At 61.0% G+C, this 25981-nt stretch carries 30 protein-coding genes and 1 pseudogene; 16 read left to right on the top strand and 15 right to left on the bottom strand.

Annotated features, from left to right (window positions below):
- Both KBY58_RS09205 and psbC read left to right on the top strand, forming a co-directional pair.
- Positions 1-143, top strand: a pseudogene (locus KBY58_RS09205) (photosystem II D2 protein (photosystem q(a) protein)); the annotation flags it as partial.
- A gap of 7 nt (positions 144-150) precedes the next feature.
- The gene (psbC, locus tag KBY58_RS09200) at positions 151-1512 is read left to right on the top strand and encodes a photosystem II reaction center protein CP43 (protein ID WP_255004050.1); all 1362 of its coding nucleotides are present in this window, start codon (positions 151-153) and stop codon (positions 1510-1512) included.
- A gap of 104 nt (positions 1513-1616) precedes the next feature.
- Here psbC and KBY58_RS09195 read toward each other — a convergent pair whose 3' ends face one another.
- Positions 1617-2213, bottom strand: coding sequence for a Maf family protein (locus tag KBY58_RS09195; RefSeq protein ID WP_255004046.1), 597 nt, complete (start codon positions 2211-2213; stop codon positions 1617-1619).
- A gap of 29 nt (positions 2214-2242) precedes the next feature.
- Here KBY58_RS09195 and KBY58_RS09190 point away from each other — a divergent pair, with 29 nt between their 5' ends.
- The 4 genes from KBY58_RS09190 to KBY58_RS09175 all read left to right on the top strand — a co-directional run bounded on the left by KBY58_RS09190 (position 2243) and on the right by KBY58_RS09175 (position 4866).
- Positions 2243-2638 (top strand): Npun_F0494 family protein, encoded by a 396-nt coding sequence (locus KBY58_RS09190; RefSeq protein WP_254933776.1) that lies wholly within the window; start codon positions 2243-2245, stop codon positions 2636-2638.
- Between the two features lie 118 nt (positions 2639-2756).
- Positions 2757-2921, top strand: coding sequence for a hypothetical protein (locus KBY58_RS09185; RefSeq protein WP_255004045.1), 165 nt, complete (start codon positions 2757-2759; stop codon positions 2919-2921).
- Positions 2918-3319 (top strand): type II toxin-antitoxin system death-on-curing family toxin, encoded by a 402-nt coding sequence (locus tag KBY58_RS09180; RefSeq protein WP_255004044.1) that lies wholly within the window; start codon positions 2918-2920, stop codon positions 3317-3319. The genes KBY58_RS09185 and KBY58_RS09180 overlap by 4 nt, the downstream gene beginning before the upstream one ends.
- 2 nt (positions 3320-3321) lie before the next feature.
- Positions 3322-4866, top strand: coding sequence for a cobyric acid synthase (locus KBY58_RS09175; protein WP_255004043.1), 1545 nt, complete (start codon positions 3322-3324; stop codon positions 4864-4866).
- Between the two features lie 257 nt (positions 4867-5123).
- On the opposite strand, the gene KBY58_RS09170 is transcribed toward KBY58_RS09175, so the two are convergent.
- Together KBY58_RS09170 and KBY58_RS09165 are read right to left on the bottom strand one after the other, a co-directional pair.
- Positions 5124-6011 (bottom strand): FUSC family protein, encoded by an 888-nt coding sequence (locus KBY58_RS09170; RefSeq protein ID WP_255004042.1) that lies wholly within the window; start codon positions 6009-6011, stop codon positions 5124-5126.
- Positions 6002-6886, bottom strand: a complete 885-nt coding sequence (locus KBY58_RS09165) for an FUSC family protein (RefSeq protein ID WP_255004041.1) — start codon at positions 6884-6886, stop codon at positions 6002-6004. Before KBY58_RS09165 ends, KBY58_RS09170 begins: the two co-directional genes overlap by 10 nt.
- A 146-nt stretch (positions 6887-7032) precedes the next feature.
- Here KBY58_RS09165 and KBY58_RS09160 point away from each other — a divergent pair, with 146 nt between their 5' ends.
- Positions 7033-7272 carry a 2Fe-2S iron-sulfur cluster-binding protein gene (locus KBY58_RS09160; RefSeq protein ID WP_255004040.1) on the top strand — a complete coding sequence of 80 codons (240 nt, stop codon included), beginning with the start codon at positions 7033-7035 and terminating at the stop codon, positions 7270-7272.
- Between the two features lie 44 nt (positions 7273-7316).
- Here the strand turns inward: KBY58_RS09160 and mnmA are convergent, their stop codons facing one another.
- Entirely contained in the window at positions 7317-8492 is a 1176-nt protein-coding gene (mnmA, locus tag KBY58_RS09155) for a tRNA 2-thiouridine(34) synthase MnmA (RefSeq protein ID WP_409995742.1), read from the bottom strand.
- Positions 8493-8731: 239 nt separating this feature from the next.
- On the opposite strand from mnmA, the gene KBY58_RS09150 reads away from it, so the two are divergent.
- Positions 8732-9658, top strand: a complete 927-nt coding sequence (locus tag KBY58_RS09150; RefSeq protein ID WP_255004039.1) for a sigma-70 family RNA polymerase sigma factor — start codon at positions 8732-8734, stop codon at positions 9656-9658.
- 29 nt (positions 9659-9687) lie between these two features.
- On the opposite strand, the gene pdhA is transcribed toward KBY58_RS09150, so the two are convergent.
- On the bottom strand, positions 9688-10803 hold the full coding sequence (gene pdhA, locus KBY58_RS09145) for a pyruvate dehydrogenase (acetyl-transferring) E1 component subunit alpha (RefSeq protein ID WP_254933782.1): 1116 nt from the start codon (positions 10801-10803) through the stop codon (positions 9688-9690).
- 147 nt (positions 10804-10950) lie between these two features.
- Here pdhA and KBY58_RS09140 point away from each other — a divergent pair, with 147 nt between their 5' ends.
- From KBY58_RS09140 to KBY58_RS09120, 5 genes are read left to right on the top strand one after another with little or no spacing between them, the layout of a single operon-like run.
- On the top strand, positions 10951-12945 hold the full coding sequence (locus tag KBY58_RS09140) for an ARC6/PARC6 family protein (protein WP_255004038.1): 1995 nt from the start codon (positions 10951-10953) through the stop codon (positions 12943-12945).
- A 55-nt stretch (positions 12946-13000) separates the two neighbouring features.
- On the top strand, positions 13001-14464 hold the full coding sequence (gene ffh, locus KBY58_RS09135; RefSeq protein WP_254933784.1) for a signal recognition particle protein: 1464 nt from the start codon (positions 13001-13003) through the stop codon (positions 14462-14464).
- Positions 14465-14514: 50 nt separating this feature from the next.
- Positions 14515-14985, top strand: a complete 471-nt coding sequence (rpsP, locus tag KBY58_RS09130; RefSeq protein ID WP_255004037.1) for a 30S ribosomal protein S16 — start codon at positions 14515-14517, stop codon at positions 14983-14985.
- Positions 14986-14996: 11 nt separating this feature from the next.
- Positions 14997-16010 (top strand): PhoH family protein, encoded by a 1014-nt coding sequence (locus KBY58_RS09125; protein WP_255004036.1) that lies wholly within the window; start codon positions 14997-14999, stop codon positions 16008-16010.
- A 43-nt stretch (positions 16011-16053) separates the two neighbouring features.
- On the top strand, positions 16054-16791 hold the full coding sequence (locus KBY58_RS09120; protein WP_254933787.1) for a Bax inhibitor-1 family protein: 738 nt from the start codon (positions 16054-16056) through the stop codon (positions 16789-16791).
- Positions 16792-16798: 7 nt separating this feature from the next.
- Here the strand turns inward: KBY58_RS09120 and KBY58_RS09115 are convergent, their stop codons facing one another.
- Complete coding sequence (locus tag KBY58_RS09115; protein ID WP_255004035.1) at positions 16799-17332, bottom strand: hypothetical protein; 534 nt, start codon at positions 17330-17332, stop codon at positions 16799-16801.
- 30 nt (positions 17333-17362) lie between these two features.
- Here KBY58_RS09115 and era point away from each other — a divergent pair, with 30 nt between their 5' ends.
- Genes era through trmD form a run of 3 tightly spaced genes read left to right on the top strand, consistent with a single transcriptional unit; the run spans position 17363 to position 19563 of the window.
- Positions 17363-18328: a GTPase Era gene (era, locus tag KBY58_RS09110; protein WP_409995741.1), complete on the top strand. Its 966-nt coding sequence runs from the start codon at positions 17363-17365 to the stop codon at positions 18326-18328.
- Between the two features lie 13 nt (positions 18329-18341).
- Entirely contained in the window at positions 18342-18830 is a 489-nt protein-coding gene (locus tag KBY58_RS09105; RefSeq protein WP_255004034.1) for a phycobiliprotein lyase, read from the top strand.
- Positions 18831-18852: 22 nt separating this feature from the next.
- A complete protein-coding gene (gene trmD / locus KBY58_RS09100; protein ID WP_255004033.1) occupies positions 18853-19563 on the top strand; it encodes a tRNA (guanosine(37)-N1)-methyltransferase TrmD in 711 nt (236 codons plus the stop codon).
- Between the two features lie 177 nt (positions 19564-19740).
- Here trmD and KBY58_RS09095 read toward each other — a convergent pair whose 3' ends face one another.
- The 9 genes from KBY58_RS09095 to KBY58_RS09055 all read right to left on the bottom strand — a co-directional run bounded on the left by KBY58_RS09095 (position 19741) and on the right by KBY58_RS09055 (position 25645).
- A complete protein-coding gene (locus KBY58_RS09095) occupies positions 19741-21003 on the bottom strand; it encodes an ATP-binding protein (RefSeq protein WP_255004032.1) in 1263 nt (420 codons plus the stop codon).
- A gap of 101 nt (positions 21004-21104) precedes the next feature.
- The gene (locus KBY58_RS09090; protein WP_255004047.1) at positions 21105-22790 is read right to left on the bottom strand and encodes a protein adenylyltransferase SelO; all 1686 of its coding nucleotides are present in this window, start codon (positions 22788-22790) and stop codon (positions 21105-21107) included.
- Positions 22791-22837: 47 nt separating this feature from the next.
- The gene (locus tag KBY58_RS09085; protein ID WP_255004031.1) at positions 22838-23134 is read right to left on the bottom strand and encodes a type II toxin-antitoxin system RelE/ParE family toxin; all 297 of its coding nucleotides are present in this window, start codon (positions 23132-23134) and stop codon (positions 22838-22840) included.
- On the bottom strand, positions 23134-23355 hold the full coding sequence (locus tag KBY58_RS09080; RefSeq protein WP_254933794.1) for an addiction module protein: 222 nt from the start codon (positions 23353-23355) through the stop codon (positions 23134-23136). The genes KBY58_RS09085 and KBY58_RS09080 overlap by 1 nt, the downstream gene beginning before the upstream one ends.
- A 481-nt stretch (positions 23356-23836) precedes the next feature.
- Positions 23837-24343, bottom strand: a complete 507-nt coding sequence (locus KBY58_RS09075; protein WP_255004030.1) for a hypothetical protein — start codon at positions 24341-24343, stop codon at positions 23837-23839.
- A gap of 4 nt (positions 24344-24347) precedes the next feature.
- Positions 24348-24746: a type II toxin-antitoxin system tRNA(fMet)-specific endonuclease VapC gene (locus KBY58_RS09070; RefSeq protein WP_255004029.1), complete on the bottom strand. Its 399-nt coding sequence runs from the start codon at positions 24744-24746 to the stop codon at positions 24348-24350.
- Positions 24747-24754: 8 nt separating this feature from the next.
- A complete protein-coding gene (gene vapB / locus KBY58_RS09065; protein WP_255004028.1) occupies positions 24755-24991 on the bottom strand; it encodes a type II toxin-antitoxin system VapB family antitoxin in 237 nt (78 codons plus the stop codon).
- Positions 24992-25037: 46 nt separating this feature from the next.
- Positions 25038-25421, bottom strand: a complete 384-nt coding sequence (locus KBY58_RS09060; RefSeq protein ID WP_255004027.1) for a type II toxin-antitoxin system VapC family toxin — start codon at positions 25419-25421, stop codon at positions 25038-25040.
- Positions 25421-25645: a hypothetical protein gene (locus KBY58_RS09055; protein ID WP_255004026.1), complete on the bottom strand. Its 225-nt coding sequence runs from the start codon at positions 25643-25645 to the stop codon at positions 25421-25423. The genes KBY58_RS09060 and KBY58_RS09055 overlap by 1 nt, the downstream gene beginning before the upstream one ends.
- Between the last annotated feature and the right edge of the window lie 336 nt (positions 25646-25981).

Genomic DNA, 25981 nt, shown 5'->3' with positions numbered 1-25981 from the left:
CTGAGGACCCTGAGTTTGAAACCTTCTACACCAAGAACATCTTGCTGAATGAAGGTCTGCGTGCCTGGATGGCACCGGCTGACCAGCCGCATGAAAACTTCGTCTTCCCTGAAGAGGTTCTGCCCCGTGGAAACGCCCTTTAATTCCTCCATGGTGGTCGGGGGCAAAGACCTCGACTCCACCGGTTATGCCTGGTGGGCGGGCAATGCCCGCCTGATCAACCTTTCCGGCCGTTTGCTGGGAGCCCACGTGGCCCACGCCGGCCTGATGGTCTTCTGGGCCGGCGCCATGATGCTGTTCGAGGTGAGTCACTTCACCTTCGACAAGCCCATGTACGAGCAGGGTCTGATCCTGTTCCCCCACGTAGCCACCCTGGGCTACGGCGTGGGACCTGGCGGTGAGGTCACCGACCTCTATCCCTTCTTCGTGGTGGGTGTGCTCCACCTGATCAGCTCAGCTGTGCTGGGAATCGGTGGTCTGTACCACGCCCTGCGCGGTCCGGAAATCCTGGAGAACTACTCCTCGTTCTTCGCCCAGGATTGGCGCGACAAGAACCAGATGACCAACATCATTGGCTACCACCTGATCCTGCTGGGTGTGGGTGCGCTGCTACTGGTGTTCAAGGCGATGTTCTTCGGCGGCGTCTACGACACCTGGGCCCCAGGTGGTGGCGACGTTCGGATCATCACCAACCCGACCCTTAGCCCCGGCGTGATCTTCGGATATCTGACCCGAGCCCCATTTGGTGGCGAAGGCTGGATCATCGGGGTCAACTCGATGGAAGACATCATCGGCGGCCACATCTGGATCGGCCTGATCTGCATCTTTGGTGGCATCTGGCACGCGATCACCAAGCCTTTCGGTTGGGTGCGTCGTGCCTTCATCTGGAACGGTGAGGCCTACCTGAGCTACAGCCTCGGCGCCCTGAGCTTCATGAGCTTCATCGCCTCGGCCTACATCTGGTTCAACAACACCGCCTATCCCTCGGAGTTCTACGGCCCCACCAACGCCGAGTCCTCCCAGGCCCAGAGCTTCACCTTCCTGGTGCGTGACCAACGCCTGGGCGCCAACATCGGTTCGGCCATGGGCCCCACCGGTCTTGGTAAATACCTGATGCGCTCCCCCACCGGCGAGATCATCTTTGGTGGTGAAACCATGCGTTTCTGGGATTTCCGTGGTCCCTGGCTGGAGCCGCTGCGCGGCCCCAATGGCCTGAGCCTCGACAAGCTCCAGAACGACATTCAGCCCTGGCAAGTGCGCCGCGCGGCTGAATACATGACCCACGCCCCCAACGCCTCCCTCAACTCCGTGGGCGGCATCATCACCGAGCCCAACTCGGTGAACTTCGTGAACATCCGCCAATGGCTGGCGTCCACGCAGTTTGTGCTCGCCTTCTTCTTCCTGGTGGGTCACCTCTGGCATGCCGGCCGCGCCCGCGCCGCTGCTGCCGGTTTTGAGAAGGGCATCGACCGTCAGGCCGAGCCCACCCTGGCCATGCCAGATCTCGACTGATCAAGCTCAGCTGATCCGGTTAAACAGATCAGTCAGCCTGATTCGCCTCAGCCCCCGCCCCCCAGGCGGGGGCTTTTTGCTGGGAAGGAAAGTGTTAACCCCTGCTAAGGCGCCAACCACCGCCTCAGCAGGGGCAGGCTCAGGCCGATCACATTCGAATAGCAGCCCTCAATTCGCTCCACCAGGCTTCCGCCCCGGCCCTCCAGGGCAAAGCCACCGGCGCACTGCAAAGGCTCACCAGTGGCCACATAGGCATGGATCTCAGCTTCGCCCACCGAGGCAAACTGCACCCGGGTGGTGACCGTTGTGAGGCGTTCGCCTTGCCCTTGATCAGCATTTACAGGGGCTGGCAGGAGGCAATGGCCCGTGTGCAGCTCCGCCCAGGCCCCGGCCATCCGTTGCCAGCGCGCAATCGCCTCTTCTGCATTGGCCGGCTTACCAAACACCTCTCCTTCAAACACCAAGAGAGAATCGCAGCCCAAAACGGCCTGGCCACCAACGGCCTGGCCAACCCTGTCGACGCCGCGATCCAGCAACGAAACCGCCCGGGCCTTGGCCTGGGCTAAGCGCTGCACCAGGGCGATGGGATCTGAATCGAAGATCGAATCCTCATCCACGCCACTCACCTGCACCCGGTGGGGGATGGCGGCCTGCTCCAGCAGGCGACGGCGGGCAGGGGAAGCTGAAGCAAGAACCAACATCGACGCAGGGGATTAGGGAGAATCACTCCATGCAACACCAGTCGGCCCCATCCGTTGGCGATCTGCTCCACGATCAAAGGGCCATCGATCGGGCCTCCCTGGCCCTGCGCTGCCTCCCCTACCTGCGGGCCTTCTATGGGCTTGTGGCTGGCACAGCCCTTGGCAGCGCTGAACTCAACCAGCGACCTGATGCCCGCAAACTTTGCCCCCGCCCATTGGCTGCCGATCGGATGGAGGCGGATTGGATCTGGCTGATCCAACTTGGGGTGCTACGCCGTGAAGTGGATGGCCAGGGCCTCACCCACAGGGTGCGCCTCACCCCAATGGGCCGCCGAGTGTTGCAGGGCTGGCAAGGGGAGATTCCCCGGGCTGGCCTACTTAAATCGCTGCGCAACGCTTTTAGGAGACACAAACCACGCTGGTAGACGAACCCAGCCCCCTAATTGCGCTGTAGCATTTTTGTACAACTTGTACGTATTGTCCTCGGTGGAAATCACGTTGAGGAAAACTGGCGGATCCGTTACCGCCACAATTCCAGGCGAAATGGCACGTCGTTTCCATCTCGCCCCGGGCGACCGGATCCAGGCCATTGAAACTGAGCAAGGCATACTCCTGACCCCCTTCGATCCAACTGTGCAGGAAGCTCTCGCCCTAGCTTCCGACGCGGCCCGCCAGTATCAAAACGCCCTCAGAGAGCTCGCCCATTGAACCTGCTATCGGAACCCCGCTGGGTTCCTGCTATCGCCGTGACAGCGATGCACCATCAGCAGATTCTTGAGCATGGTGGTCTTCAGGGCATCCGATCCCAGTCCACATTGGAAGCAGCTCTGGCCAGGCCGCAACAGCGCTGGAGCTACGGCGAGCTGCAGTCAATTCCAGCTATTGCAGCAGCCTATGCAGAGGCCATCGTTCGAGCCCACCCATTTTCAGATGGCAACAAGCGCAAGGGATTGCTTGTGGCCTTGGTCTTCCTTGGCCTAAACGGCTGTGCTTTCAATGCGTCCAACGAGAGCGTCGTGTCGACGATCCGGCGGCTCGCGGCAGGAGATTTGGCAGGGCCGGATTTGGAGGCCTGGTTCAACAGCCACTGCGGCAGCAGAGAATGACCATGGCACGACCCACTCCCCTCATGGTGCTTGGCACCTCCAGCGGTGCCGGCAAGTCGTTGATGACGGCTGCCCTCTGCAGGGTGTTGCGCCGCCGCGGCGAAGAGCCCCTGCCCTTCAAGGGGCAGAACATGAGCAACAACGCCTGGGTTGACCGGGCCGGCGGCGAGATGGCCTATTCCCAGGCGCTGCAGTCGTGGGCGGCGGGCCTGGAACCCCAGTGCTCCATGAATCCGGTGCTGCTTAAACCCCAGGGTGACAGCACCAGCGAGGTAATCCACCTGGGCAAGAGCGTGGGCAATGCCCGGGCTGAGCATTACTACCGGGATTGGTTTCGCCCCGGTTGGGCCGCCATCCGCACCGGGCTCGAGCAGCTGCAGGCCGCCCATCCCGGCGGTCGGCTGGTGCTGGAGGGGGCCGGCAGCCCGGTAGAGGTAAACCTCCAATCCCGCGACCTGACAAACCTGCGGCTGGCCCAATACCTAAGGGCCCGTTGCATCCTCGTGGCCGACATCGAGCGGGGCGGGGTATTTGCCCAGCTGGTGGGCACCCTGGCCCTGCTGCGGCCAGTGGAGCGGCCCCTCATTAGGGGCCTGTTGATCAATCGCTTCCGGGGCCGCCGCGAATTATTTGACGAAGGGCGGCGCTGGCTAGAAAAGGAAACCGGGATTCCGGTGCTTGGCGTAATGCCCTGGCTGGATGAGTTGTTTCCGCCGGAAGACTCCCTCGACTTGCTGGAGCGCCGCGGCCGCAAGATTGGCGCTGAGCTTGAGATCGTGGTGCTCAAGCTGCCATCGCTCAGCAATTTTTCCGATCTGGATCCCCTGGAGGCCGAACCAAGCGTGCAACTGCGCTGGGTCGCCCCGGGGGAGGCGCTGGGCAGCCCCGATGCGGTGATTGTGCCCGGCAGCAAGCAGACCCTGCGGGACCTAAAAGCCCTGCAAGCTGCGGCCCTATGCAGCGAACTGCAGAGCTTTGCGTCAAAGGGCGGCCACGTCTTTGGTATCTGCGGCGGCATGCAAATCCTTGGACTGGAGCTCAGTGACCCTGGCGGATTGGAAGACAGCGAAGGCGGCGATAACAACCAGGAATTTGGCCAGGGATTTGGCCAGGTAGGGGGTCTGGGCCTACTCCCCCTGCGCACCGTTTTCGGCGGCCCCAAAGCCCTGCTACAGCGCAGTAGCCAGGCCCTTTGGCCAGCTGCGCCGGGCTTCAACAGCAACGGGAGCAACTGCGAAACCCTCCAGATTGAAGGCTTCGAACTACACCGCGGCAGCACCCAGGCCCTAGCCCCCTGCCAGCCGCTCTGCGCCTACGCCGAGCTGGGCTGGGTGGCAAACAACGTGGCCGGCACCTACCTGCACGGCGTATTTGAGAGCGGCCCCTGGCGAAGGCGCTGGCTCAACCATCTGCGTCAGCGCAAAGGATTGTCGCCCCTAAATGAATGCCAACCCCACCACAGCCAACAAAGGGAGGAATTGCTTGATCGTCTGGCCGATGCCTTTGAGCAGCACGTGAATCTGGAGCCCCTTCTGAACACGCCATGAATGAGTTAATAATCCACTGGCCCCTAATGATTAATTGTCGCCCCGTAACGCCTGGTTGACAATTCCAGCCAGCGACGATCCATATTCTTGATAATCGACCCAACTTGGTAACAAAGCAAGCAACGCCGAGCCAATCGGCTAAAATGCACAGAAGACGAAAAAGAAACCTCTTTTTGCTGCGCAAAAATAGCCTCTTCTTGAGTTCGCAACTTATCAATTAGGCTCTCGAGATCGATTCTTAAAAATTTAGGTTGCTGCTATAACTGAATTGAATAAAGCTGAAGTGGATTAGCCTTAAGGCGCGCTATCCAGTCACCAAGTTGATCGATACATCCTGCCAGAAGTGCCGCTTCTTGACAATGCAGAATCTCGATTTCAGCAGAAAACTCCTGGAATTCTCTCAAAGCTCTCAAGGCAGTAATACAGCCAGCAAGTGCCGCACAACAACGTTCCAACTCGTGCCACAGGTGGGCTAGGGGCTGGCCATAGGGATTAACACCTAATTCAACAATCGCGGCAGGGCGACTTTTTTTCAACTCAACCAGAGCATGCATTAACTGCCGATGCATCTGTTTACGTTCGCTTGGCTGCAGCCAAATCTCCGTAGAACCCGTCATCAAAACCCTCGCCTGAAGCAACGCCTCACGCTGCATTGCCAACAAGGATTGAACATTGCGATGGTGATCTCTAATCGCCGTATTTGGCCAGAACAGATGCAGGCTGAGCAGCGCCAGCAGAACTCCTAGGGCAGTCCAGATGATCTTTAGCCCTAGCCAACTATCGATAGCAGCGGTGGACTGCATCGTCCAACCCATAATCACCACCAAGCCTGCAATTTTATAGCCAGCCTGCAGCCCCAGTAAACCGCCAATCAACCTGATTAGGCCAAGTGTCAGGCCCAGGCCAAACGGAAATGGCAGCAAGGCTAGGGCTGGCTGACAAATCAACAACACAATGGCTCCAAGCCCCGTGCAGACCACTCGCTGCAGCCCCAAGACGTAGGAACTTCCGTAGCTTCCAGCCATCACCGCAGCAATCGTTAGCGGCATGTAATAGCCATCTGGCACGGAACTGAGGCTGCCCAGCCCGGCCGCTAAGCCGATGGAGATAGCCAAACGCAGGTCTTCGCGCTGAATCAGCGACATGCGTTGCGGCAAAGGGTCATGCTGTGCAAGGCCTGCTGGACCCGCTGCCGCTCATCATCGATGGCCGCAGTAAGCAACGGCGAGCGCTTCCCCGATATAAACAGCGCTTGATGGCGTTCAAGTTCTAGGAAATGGTGAAGCAAAGTCTCCCAGAGCAGCAAACGTTGCCACCAGCGCTTGCGGCGTACTATTGCGGCCTGTTGGCTGCGCATCGCCAATTCAACAAGTCGGGCCAAACGCAGCAGCCCATCAGTTAGATCAATCTCTGCCGATTTTAAAAGACTGCCTTCTGCATTAATCAGGTGTGCTGAAGTTGCCTGTTGAATCGGAGACATCAGATGGAATCCGCCAATCAATCTGATTTGATGATCTAGTGCTAGATCAAGCCGCTCCAACTCAACCAGACGATTGCGCGGCCAAAAGAGGAAAGAGACAGTCACAGCCACCACTATTCCGATGATTAAATCTAGGCTGCGATTGAATACAAAATTCCAGCTGAAATCCGCCTGGCCGGGAATCATCAAAAACATCACTATTATTGTCATCGCAGTGGACAGACCGCCTTGCCAACCCATCAGGCGGAGCAAAGGAAGACAAAAAAGACAAGCGATCAAAACCGCCACCCAACCGGATACAATTGTATGCACAAGAAAGGTAATTAATGCTCCCAGAATCGTGCCAAAAATTCTTCCCTTAGCTGCCGGGATTGTGAGCTCATCATTGTCATCAACAACGATCAACGCCGCATTTAGCGAATACCAGAGATAGGCCGTGCGATCACTCCACAGAGCAATTGCTGCTGTCCCGAACATGACTGCAGCCAGACGTAGACTCTGTCTCAACAAATCCGGCGTCAAGCGAACGACCTTATTCAAAACCCAACTGACAGGAGAACAAGAACTGTGGGAACTGGATATTTCCCTAGAGTTTGATGCCAAACCACTGATTAGGGAAGAGGAGATTCCAATTACAAAGGCCTGGTGACCCCGCACGTGAATCTGGAGCCCCTTCTGAACACGCCATGAGTGAGGTTTTGATCCACTGGCCCGATGGCAGCAGCTGCCGGGTAGCCGGCGGCACCGATTGGCTTGAGGCCGCAAGCAGGGCCGGTTACGACATTCCGACGGGGTGCTTGGGGGGCAGCTGCGGCGCCTGCGAAATCGATGTCAACGGTGAAACCGTGCGGGCCTGCATCGCCACTGTTCCTAATAAAGCAACTAGTGAGATCAGGGTGGAGCTGGTCAGTGATCCCTTCTGGTAACTGCTATCACGCTGCCTTAACCAAGCTGCCTTAACCAAGCTGCCTTAATCGCGCTGAATCAGGCCGCCACCCAGCAACACCTCACCGGCATAGAAAACTGCCGCCTGGCCAGGGGTGATCGAGAACTGCGCCTCCGCAAACTCCAGCCGCACCCGATGGGGGCGCCCGGCCGCCGCATCAGAATCGGTGGCAGCTAATGGGGTGAGCAGGGCCGGCTCAGGGGCACTGCGATAACGCACCTGCGCCTCCACCTGCATCGGCTCCAAGGGGGCCCCAATCGAAACCCAATTCACCGCACCAACAATGCATTCGGAGCGGGCAGCCTGGGCGCGGGGCGCCACCACCACCCGGTTCAAGGCCGCATCTAGCCGCACCACATGCAAGGGTTCGCTCCAGGCCACCCCCAACCCCTTGCGTTGGCCGATGGTGAAGTGCTCGATGCCATCGTGGCTGCCCACCACCGTGCCATCGACAAGCACGATCTCCCCGGGTCGCTCGGGCAGGTAGGCATCCAAAAAGGCCTTCATCGAGCCGTGGTGATCAGCCAAGCAGAGGTCTTGGCTTTCCGGCTTTTGGGCCGTGCGCAAACCGTGGCGGGCCGCCTCCAGGCGCGTATCGGCCTTGGTGAGCTCCCCCAGGGGAAACACCAGCCGGCCCAACACCTCCTGGGGCAGGTCGTAGAGGAAGTAGCTCTGGTCTTTTAGGCCGTCTAGGCCCCGCAAAAGCTGATGGCGGCCGTTGTCGCTTTGGCTGGCCTGGCGCACCCTGGCGTAGTGGCCGGTGGCAATGCGTTCCAGGCCGCGCTCCTGCTTGGCCCAGGCGAGCATCGGTCCAAATTTGACCTCCCGGTTGCAGCGGGAGCAGGGCAGGGGGGTAAGGCCAGAGCCGTAGTCCGCAACAAGGAAATCGACGATCTGCTCCTGGAAGTGGGCGCGCTGATCCACCACGTGGTGGGGCACTTCCAACTGCTCACAGATGCCAGCCGCATCAACCAGGCCCTCAGCGCAGCAGGCCCCCTTGCCACTCATCAACCAAAGGGTGAGGCCTTCCACGTCCCAGCCCGCCTCCACCAACAGAGCTGCGGTGAGCGAACTATCCACCCCGCCGGAAAGGCCCACCGCCACCCGATGCTCCCCAGGCCAAGAACGCAACCGCTCCAGGGCCTCTGCCCCCGCAGGGGTGGCCGCAACGATCTTTGCCGCCTTAGGCGAAGCGGCCACTAGGGGGGCAGGGGTAGCGCTCAAGGGAAAGACAGGCGGGGCGACGGGCGCCGATTTGTTCCCATCATGGAGGAAATGCCAACTCCAAGACGTGCCGCACGCCCCAGGCGGCTGCGTCAGAGTTAGCTAACAGAAAACCCGCGAATGTGTTGTTTTGCGTTTGAAAGCTAAAGCGTTGGTGAAAACATTCGGCTATTCAAAAAAAGAAGCCCATATTTGACGTCACCCAAACCCAGCCCATGACTTCCACCTCCCCACGGGCTAGCGAGAGCAGTAGGCGTCGAAGTAGCGATCCGATCACTTGGTATTTGGCCACAATTGGCCGCGAACCCTTACTAACCCCAGCCGAAGAAATCGAACTCGGCAACCAGGTGCAAGCCATGATGGCGATCCTGGAAGAGGGGGATCGGGAGCTAACTGAAAAGGAAAAAAGAACCATAAAAATTGGTAAGCGCTCCAAGGCGCGGATGATGAAAGCCAATCTCAGGCTTGTGGTTAGCGTCGCCAAAAAATATCAAAGCAAAGGCCTCGAATTACTTGACCTAATCCAAGAGGGTTCCCTTGGTTTAGAGCGGGCCGTCGAAAAGTTTGACCCCACCAGGGGTTACAAATTCTCCACCTATGCCTTCTGGTGGATTCGCCAAAGCATGACCCGGGCGATTGCCTGCCAATCCCGCACGATCCGCCTGCCGGTGCACCTAAGCGAACGCCTCACGGCGATTCGCAAGGTGAGCCTGGATCTGGCCCACAAGTTGGGGGCCATGCCGAGCCGCAGTGAAATCTCCGAGGAAATGGGGATTTCGATCGAAGAACTCGACAGCGTGCTGCGCCAATCCCTGACCACCTCAAGCCTTGATGCACCAATCAATGGCGATGAAGGCCGCAGCTTCCTGGGCGATCTGATTGCCGACAACAGCGAAGAGGAGCCCCTGGAGCGGGTCGAGCGGGGCATGCACCAGGAGCAACTGGGCCGCTGGATGAGCCACCTCAGCGACCAGGAGCGCCAAGTGCTGCACCTGCGCTTTGGCCTGGAAGGGGCAGAGCGCCACACCCTGGCCGAGATCGGCCGGCTGCTGGATGTTTCCCGCGAGAGGGTGCGCCAGGTGGAATTGAAGGCCTTGCGCAAATTGCGCAACCTGACCAGAAGGATGCCCACCAGCCTCTAGGGCTCAGTAGGCGATCAGCCAGGGCTCAGTCAGTCTTCTGCCCAGATGTAACGGGTGAGCTCTTCCGGCTTGGGCTCGGGGGCGGCCAGGGCGAATTCAACGCAGTCGGCTATCACCCCATCAATTTCCTTCTCGATGGCCTTCAGCTCATCGGCATTGGCCAGTTTCAATTCGATCAGCTGGGCGGCTAGGCCCTTGATCGGATCACGCTTGGCCCAGAATTCCTTCTCCTCCTCTGCCCTCAGTTCATCGGGGTCGGCCAGGGAGTGGCCGCGGAAGCGATAGGTGAGACATTCCAAAACGGTTGGGCCTTCCCCGGCCCGGGCCCGCTCAACCGCCCGCTGGGCGGCAGCCCGCACCGCCAATACATCCATGCCATCGACCTCTTCTCCGGCCATGCCGAAGGCAGCTGCCTTACGCCAGATTTCCGGGTCGCTGGTGGCGCGGTTGTGGTCCATGCCAATGGCCCACTTGTTGTTTTCCACCACAAACAAAATCGGCAGCTTCCACACCGCCGCCATGTTTAGGCATTCATAGAACTGGCCGATATTGCAGGTGCCATCGCCGAAAAAGGCAGCCGTAACTGAGTCGCTGGAGGCATCGCCAAGGGCATCGCGCTTGTAGCGGCTGGTGAAGGCGGCCCCCAGGGCCACGGGAATTCCCTCGCCAATGAAGGCGTAGCCGCCCAGCAGGTGGTGCTCCTTAGAGAAGAGGTGCATCGAGCCGCCACGACCCTTGCTGCAGCCGGTCTCCTTACCAAACAGTTCGCTCATCACCTCCCGGGCAGGCACCCCGCAACTAAGGGCATGCACGTGGTCGCGGTAGGTGCTGCAGAACCAGTCGTGCTGCATCTTCATCGCCTTGATAACGCCCGTGCTGACGGCCTCCTGGCCGTTGTAGAGGTGCACGAAACCAAACATTTTGCCCCGGTAATACATCTCGGCGCACTTGTCTTCAAAGCGCCGACCCAGGGTCATGTCGCGGTAGAGCATCAGGCCCTCCTCGCGGTTGATTACGGCGGGCGTCGCCGGATAGAGATTTTCTAGGCGCTGGGCATGGGGACCGGCCACGTGGGTGGAATCGGCGGAGCAGGAGGGCACACCGGAGGCCGCCGCTGTTTCCTGACCCATGTCTGCCTGTGTCATTTCGGGTGCAATGCCTCAATTAACTGTACGGGGTCCAGCACCAATGGGTCGGCCAATTGCGGCCAAAACCGTTGACCCTGCCTAAAGTCACCCACCTAAGGGCGATGCAGGTTGGAACTACCGATTGATCACTTCCGCTTGCTTGGTGTGGGGCCAACCACCGATGCCCAATCGGTTCTGCACACCCTGCAGCAACGGCTCGATCGCCCGCCAAGCCTGGGCTTCACCCCGGAGACCCTGCAGGCCAGAGAAGAATTGCTGCGGGCTACGGCGGACCTACTCAGTGATAGCGACCGGCGCCTGGCCTACGAAACCGACCTAACCGCCATCTCGACGGCGGCCGGCGCGGCCATTGCAGCCCTGGATGTGTCCTCAAGCCTGGAGGTGGGTGGCCTGCTGCTGCTGCTCGAGGCAGGCCAGCCCCTGGAGTGTTTTGAACTGGCCAGTCGCAGCCTGCAACCACCCCAGGCACCAGCCCTAGGCAGTGGCCGTGAGGCAGACCTGGCCCTGCTGGCTGGTCTGGCGGGCCTGGCCGGAGCAGCCGATTTACACGCCCAACGCCGCTATGAGGGCGCCGCCCAAATCCTCAAGCAGGGTCTGCAAGTACTCCAGCGCATGGGCCAATGGCCCGCCCTACGCCAGCAACTCAGCGATGAGCTGGAGGGCTTGACCCCCTACCGGGTACTCGATCTACTGAGCCGCAACCTCACCGCCAGCGGCGAACGGGCCGAGGGCATGGCCTTACTCGAGGACTTGGTCAAACGCCGCGGCGGCCTCGATGGAATCGCTGATCCGCTCCTGGACAGCGAACAATTTGAAGCCTTCTTCAAGCAAATCCGCGCCTTCCTGACCGTTCAAGAACAGGTGGATTTGTTTAGTCGCTGGGCAGATGAAGGCGAAATGCCCCGCTCGGCCAAGGCCGATTCCCTAGCCACAAAAGCCCTCACCGCCTCGGGCTTTGTCCAACGCAAACCCGACCGCATTGCCGCCGCCAAACAACGGCTTCAGGCCTGCAAAGAGCCGCAGCCCGAAACCCTGCTGGCCTGCCTGCATTTGCTTCTGGGCGAAGTGGAGCAGGCAAGGGAGCTGTTTGAAAAGGGCGCCAGCCCGGCCCAAAAGCAGTGGGTAGCAAGCCAGAGCAGCGACCCCCTTGCCCAACTTTGCGCCCATTGCAGCGACTGGCTCAAGCGCGATGTGCTGCCCGGCTATCGCGACCTGGAGGCCGACGCCGACCTGGAGGCCTACTTCGCCGATCGCGATGTGCAGGCCTACGTGGAACGCCATGACCCCAAAATCCCAGCACCGTTTGAACAAACGGCCCCGTCCCTGGCCCTAGGGGGCCCCAACCCATTTGCCGCAGGCCCCGCCCCAGCAAATCAATACGGTCAGCTCAATAAAGACAATCAGTACGACCAAGACCTAGACGATCTAGAGGACGAACCCTGGCTGGATTCGCTGCTACCCAATTGGCAGTGGCCGGATAACTGGCGCTGGCCCGAAAACTGGCAGTGGCCCCAAAACTGGGGCCTGCCCCAAAACCTGATCCCCAGCAGGCCCAGCAAAAACCAATGGGGCGCGGCTGGAGCAGCCCTAGTCGTGGCAGTGGGGGCAGCTGCGGTGGTTTCGAAGCTCGCAAACCAACCGCAAACCAGCGCCATCAACAAACCAGCACTGGCCATCAAGCCCGCCGCCCCAAAACCAGCCCCCCCCAAGCCCCCGGAGCTGGTGCCGGCGGCAGTGCCCCTCGTGGCAGCAAATCCCAGCGATGACCAGGTGCGCGCCCTGCTGGAGGCCTGGCTAACGGCAAAGGCTGAGGTTCTGGCAGGTAAAGAAAGCAAAGAGAGCCTCGAGGCCATGGCCAGGCCAGCGCCGATCGAGCACCTCCAGGCCCAACGGGCCACGGACCAGGAAAGGGGCACCACCCAGCAGATCAGCACCCGCATCACCAATTTTGAAATCGATCAACGCAGGGCCAACCGCATTGCCGCCGACGTGAGCCTCGAATACCGCGAAACCGTGCTCAATGCGGCCGGCAAGCCCCAGGGCCCCACCAGCACCATGACCCTGCGCAATCGCTACGTGTTTGGCCTGGACGGAGGCAGTTGGCGACTGGTTTATTACGAAAAAGTCCCCAACCAATAGCTGCCAAGCCATTGACCAGTTTTTACGATCTTGTTACTGCTGAGTACCCAGCCTGATGTTCGACGAGCTATCCCAGCGGTTTGAAGATGCCGTCAAAAGCCTGAGGGGCCAGGCCAGCATCACCGAGACCAATGTGGAGGGCGCCCTCAAACAGGTGCGCCGGGCCCTGTTGGAGGCCGATGTGAGCCTGCCGGTGGTGCAGGACTTCGTGGCCGAAGTACGGCGCAAGGCCGTGGGGGAGGAGGTGGTTCGCGGCATTAGCCCCGACCAGAAATTCATCCAGCTGGTGCATGGCCAGCTGGTCGAGATCATGGGCGGCGAAAACGCGCCGTTGGCCCCAGCCAAGCCCGAGGGGCAGGGGCCCAGCGTGGTGCTGATGGCGGGCCTCCAGGGGGCAGGTAAAACCACCGCCACCGCCAAGCTCGGCCTCTATCTCAAGGACCAGGGGCGCAAAACCCTGATGGTGGCTGCGGATGTCTACCGCCCCGCCGCCATCGACCAGCTCACCACCCTGGGCAGCCAGATCGGCGTGGAGGTGTTCAGTCTGGGGGCCGATGCCAAGCCCGAGGCCATTGCTGCCGCCGGTATTGCTAAGGCCAAGGCGGAGGGTTTCGACACAGTGTTGGTCGACACCGCCGGCCGACTCCAGATCGATCAAGCGATGATGGAGGAGATGGTTCGCATCCGCGAAGCAGCAGCTCCCGACGAAGTGCTGCTGGTGGTGGATTCGATGATCGGCCAGGAGGCCGCCGACCTAACCCGGGCCTTCCATGAACAGGTGGGCATCACCGGGGCGGTGCTGACCAAGCTCGACGGCGACTCCAGGGGTGGCGCGGCCCTTTCGATCCGCAAGGTGAGTGGCGCTCCGATCAAATTCATCGGCACGGGCGAAAAGGTGGAGGCGCTGCAGCCCTTCCACCCTGAGCGAATGGCGAGCCGGATCCTGGGCATGGGCGACGTGCTCACCCTGGTGGAGAAGGCCCAAAAGGAGGTGGAACTGGCCGATGTGGAACGGATGCAGCAAAAGCTGCAGGAAGCCAGCTTCGACTTCTCCGATTTCCTCCAGCAGATGCGCCTGATCAAGCGCATGGGCTCCCTAGGCGGCCTGATGAAAATGATTCCGGGCATGAACAAGCTCGACGACGGCATGCTCAAGCAGGGGGAGCAGCAGCTCAAAAAAATTGAAGCGATGATCGGCTCGATGACCGAAGCCGAGCGCAATCAGCCCGAGCTGCTCGCCTCGCAACCGTCCAGAAGGCGGCGCATCGCCTCAGGCAGCGGCCACACCAGCGCAGATGTGGACAAGGTGCTGGCCGACTTCCAAAAAATGCGTGGCTTCATGCAGCAGATGACCCGGGGCGGCGGCATGCCTGGGATGCCGGGCATGGGGGGAATGCCCGGAATGCCCGGAATGCCGGGGATGCCTGCCATGGGTGGAGGGCCCGGTGGCGGTGCCGCTGCTGGCTCGCGCAAGTCCCACAAGCCACCTAAAAAGCGCAAGGGCTTCGGACAGCTCTAGGCACCCCAAGAGGTACATTGGACCACTGGACACCTAGTGGTTAGGCCTCGATGATCAAGCTCCGCCTGAAGCGGTTCGGTAAGAAGCGGGAAGCGAGTTTCCGCCTCGTCGCGACCAACAGCACCTCCCGTCGGGATGGCCGGCCCCTGGAAGAGCTGGGCTATTACAACCCCCGCACCAAGGAAACCCGTCTCGACACCGAAGCCATTCGGGCCCGTCTGAGCCAGGGCGCCCAACCCACCGATTCCGTCCTCTCCCTGCTGGAGAAAGGTGGCCTGGTCGAGAAGACCGTGCGTGCCGCTGAAACCGTTGGCAAGCAGAAGCAGGCCCTGGCCCGTGAAGCTGCTGATAAGCAGGCCAAGAAGGAAGCTGCCGATGCAGCCGCTGCTGCCAAGGCTGAAGCTGCCGCCCAAGCAGAAGCTGAGGCTGCGGCCAAGGTTGAAGCCGCTGCCCAAGCTGAAGCTGCCGCCGCAACTGCTGCTGCTGAAGAAGCCCCTGCCGAAGAAGCAGCTGAAGCTTGATCAGCCGCCCCATGGCTGAAGCCGAGGGCCTGATCACTTTTTCAATCACCCTGCCCAATCCGGCGGCGGCCCTGGCCATCGCCGGTGATGAGCGGGCCTCCACCCTGCATCGCCTCGAAGCCCTCACCGGGGCATCGCTGGTTTTGCGGGGTTTGGATTTGGTAATCCGGGCCCAACCCAACCAGCTGGAGCGGGCGGCGGCCTTGGTGGAACTACTTAGACCCCTCTGGCAGGAAGGCCAGGCGGTGGGCCAGGTGGATGTGCAAATCGCCCTGCAGGCCCTAGATGCCGGGCGTGGTGAGGAGCACCAACAATTGGGCAAGCAGGTGCTGGCCAGGAGCCAGAGCGGCAAGTTGCTGCGCCCCCGCACCCTTAAACAAAAGGCCTATGTGGAGGCGATGGAGCGCCACGACCTCACCCTGGCCCTGGGGCCCGCTGGCACGGGCAAAACCTTCTTGGCCACCGTCCATGGGGTGCGGATGCTGAGCGAACGCAAGGTGGAGCGGCTGGTGCTGACCAGGCCGGCGGTGGAGGCAGGCGAGCGCCTTGGCTTCCTTCCCGGCGACCTGCAGCAGAAGGTTGACCCCTACCTGCGCCCCCTCTACGACGCCCTCCACGCCTTGCTCGGCCCAGAGCGCACCACATCCCTACTGGAGAAGGGCGTAATCGAAGTGGCGCCGCTGGCCTACATGCGTGGCCGCACCCTGGCAGACGCCTTTGTGATCCTCGATGAGGCCCAAAACACCACCTGTGCCCAAATGCGGATGGTCTTGACCCGCCTCGGTGAAAACTCGCGGATGGTGGTCACCGGTGATCCCACCCAGGTCGACCTACCAAGGGGCGTGGCCAGCGGACTGACGGAAGCCGCCCAGGTGCTGGAAGGTATTGAAGGGATTGCCATCTGCCGGCTTACCAGCGCCGATGTGGTGCGCCACCCCCTTGTGCAGCGGCTGGTGGATGCCTATGCCGCCCTGGACGCAAGCAGCCATGGGGAGATCCGCACCCCCAGGCCAACCAACAACTAATCATCACTGCCAGGATGGCTCCAGTTCATCCCCCTGGTGCGCCATGCCGGCCAGCAGCAATTTTCAACAGGCCATCCGCGAGGCGCAAAGCAGCGCCCTCGTGGGGCCCAATGTGGTCAACAAGGCCCTGCCCTTCGTGGGCGGCGGCATGGTGCTCACAGCCGCAGGAGTGATGGGTGGCCTGGCCCTTATGGCTAGCAACCCTCCCCTTTTCATGCCGCTCTTTTGGGTGGCCCTGATCGGCAACTTCATCCTCTTCTTCGTGGCGCAAAACGTCGCCATGAAGGGCAATAACGGCACGGCCCTGCCGTTGCTGACCGCCTACAGCCTGCTCACCGGCTTCACCCTCAGCGGCATCGTGGCCATGGCCATTGGCACCGCAGGGATTGGGGCCATTGGGGTGGCGGCACTGGCCACCGGAGTCACCTTTGTGGTGGCTTCAGTGGTTGGTCGTCGCATGAGCGACAGCGTCGGCCAATCGCTGACTGCAGTGGTGGGCCTGGGGATCGTTGGCCTGCTCGTCGCGATGGTGGTGCAGATCATTGGAGGCATCTTTGCCCCCGGCATCTTCCACGGCGGCACCTTTGAGTTGCTGATCGCCGGCTTCGGCACCGTGTTGTTTGTGGGAGCGGCCTTCGTCGACTTCTACACCATGCCCCGCACCTACAGCGACGACCAGTACCTGGCCGGCGCCCTGGGCATGTACCTCACCTACATCAACCTGTTCATCTTCATCCTGCGCCTGATCATCGCCCTCAATGGTGGCGGTCGCCGCGACTAGGCCCTTTTCACTCGGCCACGGCCTCGATCGCAGCTGCGATCGAGGCCTTTTGTTTGTCGTCGTAGCCCCAGCGCTCCAGGAAGGCCACATCCTCTCCTTCGCCGTTGGTGGCCGCCAACAGCTGCTCCAGCCGCTGCTTCACCGCCAGGGGCTCAAGCAGGCGCAGTAGCTCGGTGCAGCGCCCCTGCACCCTTTGGGAGCCCTCCTGCTGACTCGCATCGCCACCGCGGCCGTGGTGCATGGCCATTGCCGTGCTCATCGCCAGGTTGCGGGCCGAGAGATCAACGACCCCTTCACCAGCTAGGCGCAGCTGCAGCACCAGGGGTTCGGGCAGCCTGTCCATTAGAGGGCTATCACCGGCGAGGCTAACCACGAAAAAGCCGCGGGCGCCGTCACGGCTCTCCACCAGCTCCCCGACCCGATCGGCGAGCACCTCATCGCTGAGTTCGCCCTGCTCCCACAGCAACAACCACTGGGCCGTGATCTCCATCGCCTGCTGAAAACTGGGTTTTACGGGCTGATCTGGGGCTGAATCCGTCATTTGGGGCGGCGGGCTGACAGTGTTGAGGTTATGGAGCCAAGCCACCCCCCTGCTTTTCAAGGGCTACCGATCCCGGATCCAGCTGCTGCGATCCGCATGCCGGAGCCGCCTGAGGATTTTCGCTCCGGTTTTGTGGCCCTAATTGGCCGGCCCAATGTGGGCAAAAGCACCCTGCTCAACCAACTGGTTGGAGAGAAGGTGGCGATCACCTCGCCGGTGGCCCAAACCACCCGCAACCGGCTGCGGGCAATCCTGACAACCCCCAGGGCCCAGCTGGTGCTGCTCGACACGCCAGGCATCCACAAACCCCATCACCTGTTGGGGGAGCGGCTAGTGCAAAGCGCCCGGGGCGCCATCGGCGAAGTGGATGTGGTGCTGCTGCTGGTGGATGGCAGCGAACCCGCCGGCCGGGGTGATGGCTTCATCGTGGAACTGCTGCGCCAGCGCCAGGTGCCGGTGCATGTGGCCCTCAATAAAAACGACCTGGTGGATCCGGAGCAGGCAGAAGCCCTGGCCCAGAGCTACCGCGACCTGGCGGATTGGCCGCTGCACCCGGTCAGCGCCCTTCAGGGTGATGGCACGGGGGAGCTGGTGGAAGCCCTGGCCGCCGATCTGCCCCTCGGTCCGCACCTCTATCCAGCCGATGCGGTCAGCGACCAGCCGGAGGAGTTGCTGATGGCTGAATTGATCCGCGAACAGGTGCTCAGCCACACCAGGGAAGAGGTGCCCCACTCGGTGGCCGTAAGCATTGATCGGGTGGTGGATGACGGACCCAGGACGGCGATCTTGGCCACGGTGCTGGTGGAGCGGGCAAGCCAGAAGGGGATCTTGATTGGCAAGGGTGGGTCAATGCTGCGCACCATTGGCCAGGGGGCCCGGCTGCAGATGGAGAAGGTTTTCTCCGGGCCCGTGTATCTCGAGCTGTTTATAAAAGTGGTGCCGGGCTGGCGGCGCAGTGCGGCCCGCCTGGCCGAGCTGGGCTATCGGGGGGATTGAGAGAATCGAAAGCATGAGCGAATCACCAACCTTCCCGCCCGAGGAGATCGGGGCCTTTTTGCGCCTTTGCGCTGGCGAATGGATGGCCCTAAACAGCGATTTTGTGCTGGGCGCCCCAGATGCCAGCGAAGACGACAACAGCTGGCACAGCAGTGAACGGGGCGAATTGGTTGTTGCCTACCTCGAACCCGAGAGCCCCGGTGAACCCGGCGGCCTGAGCATGGGGCCCAAGGGCGGGCTGGCCCAGAAACTGATTTTTGAAAGCCAGGGGAACTACCGCTGCATAAACCCACAAGGCGGCGGGCAAGGCAGCGAAGAGGGCAGCTGGGAGCTGGGTACCGATGGAGGCCTCGAGCTGGTGCTGGCAGGCGGCGAGCGGCGCGAACGGATTTGGTTCACCAAACCCAATTTGCGGCTGCGCTCCTGGGTGCACACACCTACCGGCGGCCTGCCAAGCCAGGCCTACTTCAGCTCGGAAATTCGCCGGGTCAGCAAGACCTAGAGCCCATGGGTTTTGCGCTGTGATGCGACTGGATGTGGTCAGCCTGGCCCCGGAGGCCTTCATGCCGCTGCTGGCGCTGGGGGTTATCGGCCGCGCCTTTAGTGCCGGCATCGCCGAACTCCACACCCACAACCCCCGCGACTTCGCCACGGACCGGTACCGCAAGGTCGACGACGAGCCCTATGGCGGTGGGGCGGGGATGGTGCTCAAACCGGAGCCGGTCTTTGCGGCCTTTGAATCCATCCCCCTGCAGCTGCAGCGACGGGTGCTGTTGATGAGCCCCCAGGGCAAACCGCTGGAGCAGGCCGATTTACGCCGCTGGGCAACGGGCTATGGGCAGCTGGTCTTCCTTTGCGGCCACTACGAGGGCTTCGACGAACGCATCCGCAGCCTTGCCGATGAGGAAATTTCGATCGGTGATTTTGTGCTCACCGGTGGGGAGTTACCCGCCGCCGTGATCATCAATGGGGTCGTGCGACTGCTACCCGGCACCGTGGGTACGGCCGCCTCCCTAGAGGAGGAAAGCCACAGCACCCTGCTGCTCGAGCACCCCCACTACACCCGTCCGGCAGATTTTCGGGGCATGGAAGTGCCAGCGGTGTTGCGCTCCGGCGACCACGGCGCCATTGCCCGCTGGCGCAACCAACAACAGCAGGAGCGCACGGCGCAGCGCCGCCCAGACCTATTCAGCCGCTGGGAAAAGCAGCAGGCGAATCGCATCCCGCTCAGCTGAGGTTTTAGCGCCTGGTCTCAGGCCGCGGGGGGTGGGGAAAGAATGGTTGATGGAAATTCCCCTGCTTATTGGAGCCTGAACCAGAGGCTCGTAGAGGCGAGGCGCATGACAGCCAAAAAGCTCTGATCAGGCTTAGAAAAGAGGCTTCGAGCGGCCCTTAATCGACAACAGCATCCCCTAAACACGCCACAAAGTGGCGAGCGGGACCGCCCATAACCCCTTACTCATCGGCAAGGTCTCACTGCCGTCATACAGCACAAAGCCCCCGATAAACGAATCCCCAGCCAGATCAGCCAATCGCCGCAAGCCATCGAAATCCCGGCCCTGCACCGAGGCCTTGGCCTTCACCTCAACCCCCACGATCAGGCCAGCACTGTTTTCAAGTACCGCATCCACCTCCCTCTGGTCCTTGTCGCGATAGCTCAGCACCTGCAGATCACCATTGCTCCAGCTGGCCAGCTTGATCAACTCACTGACCACAAAGCTCTCGAGCAATGGACCAAAGCGGGAACGGTCACTCTGCAGGCTGGCCGTGTTGCAGCCGAGCAGGTTGGCCAGCAGGCCGGAATCCAGGAAATGCAGCTTCGGGGTTTTCACGATTCTCGAGAGGCGGTTGCTCCACCAGGGCTGGATACGCCGCAACAAAAACAATTGCTCAAACACCCCCAAATATTTCGATGCCGTCTTGTGGTCCAATCCCACCTGCCCAGCCAGCTGATTCACATTGGTGAGCTGACCTGCCATTGATGCCAGGGCACGCAACAGTCGAGGCAGCTGCTCAAGCTTGTCTATATGGGCAATGTCGCGAACATCGCGGCTGAGCAGAGCACCGGTGTACTGACGCAGCCAAGACTCACGCCGCCTACTTGACTCTCGGGCCACGGCTTCTGGATAGCCGCCGCGCAGCACCCGCTCCACCAGCCCATCGCCCTGGTCGGCAACCATTCGACCGCCAGCTAGCTGGGGGACCTCTCCGTTGAAGACCATCTCCAGCCATAGCCCTTCGCTGCCCTCAAGTTCACAACCAGCCAGCGGCAGCAGGGTCTGCACCTCCATGCGCCCGGCTAGGGAGTCGGCCACGGCGGGCAGGGTGCGCAGATCAGCTGACCCCGTCAGCAGGAAACGACCCGGTCTGCGGTCGGTATCCACAGTTCTCTTTATCGCCAACAGCAGCTCTGGGGCTCGCTGGACCTCATCGATCACGGCCCTATTCAGACTCTCCACAAAACCAGTGGGATCCTCCCTGGCCGAGAGCAGTGTGGCGGCATCGTCAAGACTGAAATACCGAAAGCCATCCGAAGCCATTGATGCAGCAAGGGAGCTGGCCAAGGTGGTCTTGCCCGCCTGCCGCGGTCCGTTGAGCAGCAGCACCGGCGTATCGGCAAGGGCCTCCCGCAGCAAGGGGGTGAGACAGCGCGTCAACAGCGGCCTATTCGCCATGCTCTCCCCCCGTCCAGATTGGACCAAGTTAGCGTCCAGATTGGAATCTGCCAGCGGCCAGATTGGAATCTGGGGCCGTCCAGATTGGATTCAAAGGCTGGTTAAGAAGAGCAGCTGTAGTGCGACACGCCGCCGGCGTTGAAGAACTGCCTGGGCTTGAGGCGGTCGTATCGCGTCGCCAGATCCGCCGGTGGTGCTTCGTAGGGCTGGCTGAACAGGGCCTGCAGCTCCTGGATCAGGGTCGTGTCCCCTTGGGCCGCCTGTTCATAGGCCGGAGCGACCAGCCACTCGCGCCAAGTGATGGCGGGGTTGACGCGTTTCATGGCCGCAGATGTGGCAGCCAAATCGCCGTTGGCTGAGATCTGCCCACGCCAACGCTTTAGCCAATCGCCCCATTGCCGATCGAGCTCTGCTGAGCTGGGCTGGTAGAAGCTCTCCTGCAAAGCCGCGTACTGCTCGGGGATGGTGGAGTGCATCTCTGACAGCCGACGGAAAAAGATCGTGTAATCCAACTTGGAAGCAAGCATCAGCTCAAGCAGTTCGTTCACCAGGGCGGCATCGGGGCTGCCTAGGCCGAGCTTGCTAGCCCACATCGCCTCGAGCGACCGGTTCATCACCTCAGCAAAGCCCTCGCGGATCTGGTCAAGTCGCGTCAGGGCCTGGGTGTTGCCCTCAAGCAGGGGCCGGATCGCAGACCAGAACATCTGGTAGTTGGCTTCGGCGGCAAGTGGTTGGTTGAAGAGACTGAAATGCTCGCCGCCACCGGTCCAGGGTTGGAAGCCAGGGTCAAATAGTTCGCAGAAACCAAAGGGGCCGTAGTCGAGGGTGTAGCCGCCAGCGGCGCAGTTGTCGCTGTTGAAATTGCCCTGGCAGTAGCCCACCCGCAGCCAGTGGGCCACCAGAGACGTGAGTCGGGCGCGAAACAAACCGGCCAGCTCCAGCACCTGGTCGGTGAAGTCCAGGTTTGGATCGATCTCAGGCCGGTAGTTCCGCTCAATCAGGTGCGCCACGATCATGCGCAGTTCGCCCAGTGCAGTTGGATGGGCCTTGCTGCGGACCCTGCGGGCAAACAGCTCCAGCTGGCCCACCCGCAGAAAAGACGGCGCCACCCGGGTGGTGATCGCCGCTGGATTGTCCACCAGGATGTCGGGATCAAACGAGCTGGAGTTGGGGGAATACCAGGGCCGGCGCACAGTTTCGGAGCCAGACGCATAGAGCGTCAAGGAGCGGGAAGTGGGCACGCCAAGGGCATGCATCAACTCCTGGGCCAAAAACTCGCGCACGCTGGAGCGCAACACGGCCCGACCATCGGCGCCGCGGCAGTAGGGCGTTGGGCCGCCGCCCTTGAGCTGCAGCTCCCAGCGCTTGCCATTGAACAGGCCTTCAAAAATGGAGATGGCCCGGCCATCGCCGTAGCCATTGCCAGTGCCGAAGGGGCACTGCTGGATGTATTCGGTGCCATAGATCGAGAGGGCATAACCGGTGGCCCAGCCAAACGGCCGCATCGGCTCGATGGCAACGCTGATGTCGCCAGAAAACAGCTGGCGGAAGGTTCCGTCGTGGGCCAACTGATCCGCCAAGCCCAGCTCATTGAATAGGGCCTGGCTGTGGGCCACATAACGGGGCTCCGGCAGCGGCTTCGGCGTCACCGGCACGTAGTGGCCGGAGAACACCTGGCGGGGCCGGTGATCCTGGCCATCGCCGCTGGCCTGAGGATCCACCTGCAAGGAATCCAGCAGCGAATAGGCGGCGCAGCCGGCAAATTCAGCAAAGGTGGTGGCAGGCATCGGCTCGACCTTGGGGTTGGCTTCAGTCAGCCTGGTAAGGGGAAATGTCATGCTCGATCACTCCAATAGCCAGGCTGTCGATGGAGATGCATGACGGCCAGAATCAGAACTGTTGATCGTTTCTCATCAACGAAATAGATCACGCCATAGGGGAAGCGGTGAACCAGGCAGCGGCGAACCTCATAATCCAGCATGGGCCATAGGATTGGGTTGGTCTTGATTCGCTCAACGGCCGCGTATATCTCGACGGCGAATTGATATTCAAGTCTTGGCTCGCTGTCCTCGTAGTGGCTGATGGCACGATTGAGCTCGTCCCGCGCGTCAGGATGGAAGACGATCTGCATCAGTTCAATCGCCGCCAGATCTCATCAAAAACGTCATCACCAGCAACGGGCTTAACGGCGCCAGTACGAATGTCTTTCAATCGCTTTGCAGCCAGATCAGCCCACCGCCGATCAACATCAGAGACCGTTGGATTGAGGGAACGGAGAATACAATCAGCTACTCGAGTCCGCTCCTCTACGGGTAGTGATTGAATTTCCAGAATCAGGTCTTCGGTTTTCATAATGATTTGCCAGCGTTGCTCCAATCCTAGCTGTTTTTTCCGTGAATGATTGGATGGGTTGTTGACCATGCTGACCAGAAGCTGAGCATGGGAAAGACCACGGGCAGAATGGCCTAGAGGCTGTAGTAGCTGATACCACGAGCCAACTATGGTTTGCCCTCCTGTCGAACGATCCGATGGGCCTTACTTAGGGCTAGTGATGAAAGGCCTCCTGCAGGAGAGAAGGGGATTACCCCAACCCCGCCATCACAAGCAAGAATGCCGCCTGCCGGCAGGAGGCATTTGTGCGGATAAGAGCAAGCACCTCAGCCATTCCCTTGGCGGTGACAACGCTAGACGCGTTGCAGGCAGTTACGGCCCAGGCTCATCAATATTCATGGCAAAGAAAGCTAATTCTTGGCGGGCAAAGAACAAGATCAACTGGCCCGTGGCTCTGAAGCAGGGCTGCTCATCTGAACTTAATTTGAGTGTCTTTTTTGCTTCAGGCATCGCTGGCGCCATTGGTGGCCGTGGCCTTCTCCTTCAGACCCTCCCAAAGGTTGAAGCTCCCTAGTAAGAGCTCCAGCATCCGCTTCTTTAGCTCGGGGTTGTTTAGGGCCTGACTGCTGATGGCTTGGTGCGCGTCGAGGGCGTCGATGATTGCATCCTGCTGGACTCGAGCTAGGCCTGGGGAATTGGCGAACTGCTCGCGGCTATTGCTCGCAGCCTGCTGTTGCAGGGTCTTTGATTCGAGGAGTTTGTTGCGAATAACCTTGCCGATGTAGCCGACTTTGTCGCCGTCGCTGAGGTCGCCTGTGAATAGGTCGTTGAGCTTGGCAATGATTTCGGAAAGCATGGCCTTGTCTTTGTCTTGTACCGCTCCGTCGCCAGGTGCGAGGCCCGGTAGCTGCACCGCCTCTCCTATGCCCAGGTCAAGCTTGCTTTGTCCCTTGTTGCGGAGACTGTGGTGGGTGAGTGATGCAAGGGTTGCATAGTTCAGGCCTCCCAAGTCTTCAGGCCCAGTTCTCCAGCAGCAGCCCTTCAACCCGCTGGAACTCACGCAGGTTGTTGCTCACCAGAGTCAGCCCCTCGCTGCGGGCATGGGCGGCAATGTGCAGATCGTTCACGCCGATCGGTAGACCCTGATGCTCCAGGCCAGCACGGATCTGGCCGAAGTGGAGGCAGGCTTTACCGCCGTAGGGCAGCACCTCTAGACGGCCGCAGAAGTTCTCAACAACGCCAAGATTGCGATCTGGAACTGCGCTTTTCTCAACGCCATGGAGGAGCTCAGACAGCGTGATGGCTGAGATCGCCATGTGCCCGGAATGACTATTGAAGCGTTCCAGCATCTGCGCCGGTCGCCGCTTGATCACATAGATGCAGATGTTGGTATCCAGGAGATAACGGAGCACGGCCTGGATCAAAAGGTGTCGCGATCGGCCTGCTCCTGGGAGGCACGCTCTGCGAGAAAATCATCACTTGCCGGGGGGCCATCCAGAAAAAAACTGTCCCAGCTGCGGCCCGCCGGGGCAATAATCCGCTCCTGACCGCAGGCCCGCACCTCCACCTCCTTCACAGATTCGGGCAGACGCAGGTCTGCCGGGATGCGCACCGCCTGGCTGCGATTGCTGAGGAACAACTTGGTGATCGCGACCATGGCTACTCTCCTGGGATATACACACAGTCTATCCCGCTGTCCTGGATTACGCCTCCACTACCTCCACAGGGCACTGCAGGCCAGGCGCACGGGCTGCCCGGGCATCAGAGGTGAGCAGGGTGGCGCCAAGCTGTTCGGCCAGGGCAACGTAGAGCGCGTCGTAGGCGCTGAGGTTGGAGCGCAGCTCCCAGGCCCGCGGCCAAAGGTGGCGGCTGGCGTGACGACGCAGTCCCAACCGCTGGCTGGTGGCTAGGGCCTGCAGCGCAACCTGCTCTTGCAGGCGCTGGGCAAGAACGAGGCGGCGTAGCACCGAGAGCAACTCGGCATCGATCAGCTCTGGTGCCTGGAGGTTGGCCAAGGCAAGCCGCGCCCGGGCGGGGCCATCGATCAATAGCGCATCCACCAGCACCGAGGCATCCACGACCACCATCAGTGTTCAGCGCGGCTATGACGCAGGGCCTCGAGAATCTCGCTTGGGTCCAGGTCCACCGAAGGCAGGGCCTGGAGCAGCTCGGCATTGTCGGCACGGCGGGCTGTTTCGCTTAGCTCCTGCAACGCAAAGGTGCTCAACGGCACGCCGGCTCGGATGGCCAGCCGCTCCAGGCGTTCGGCCACGTCATCGGGTACGTGGCGGATGTAGAGCGTGCGCGTCAAGACGACCTACTGCTTGCTACTTGCTAGCAGTTTAGGGATGGTGATCATGAAGGGCTGCCCTCCGGTTCACGTTGGAACTGGACAAGCTTGTGGACTAGGGGAAACCGCTTTGAGCCAGTACCAGGCTTGTCGGTCGTTGCAGGGGTACTTGCCACAGCTCGCTGCCAGATCAAAAGAGCCTAAGGAGTCAATCGGATGCCAGGGCAGCCGCCGCGACTGGCGATGGGACGACCTGGGCACTGGGTGGTTTGAGTGCTGCCCTTATCACCTGTGGCTGTTGTTTCCCCGAAGGTTTCCCAAGAAGAAAAGCTGGTGGCCGCCCTGATTGCCCTGCTG

Origin of the sequence: Cyanobium sp. HWJ4-Hawea (assembly GCF_024345815.1) — a bacterium.
In the GTDB taxonomy this organism is placed as follows: Bacteria; Cyanobacteriota; Cyanobacteriia; order PCC-6307; family Cyanobiaceae; genus Cyanobium_A.
The sequence above is the reverse complement of the archived record's forward strand: the minus strand, read 5'-3'. Positions and strand labels throughout refer to the sequence as shown.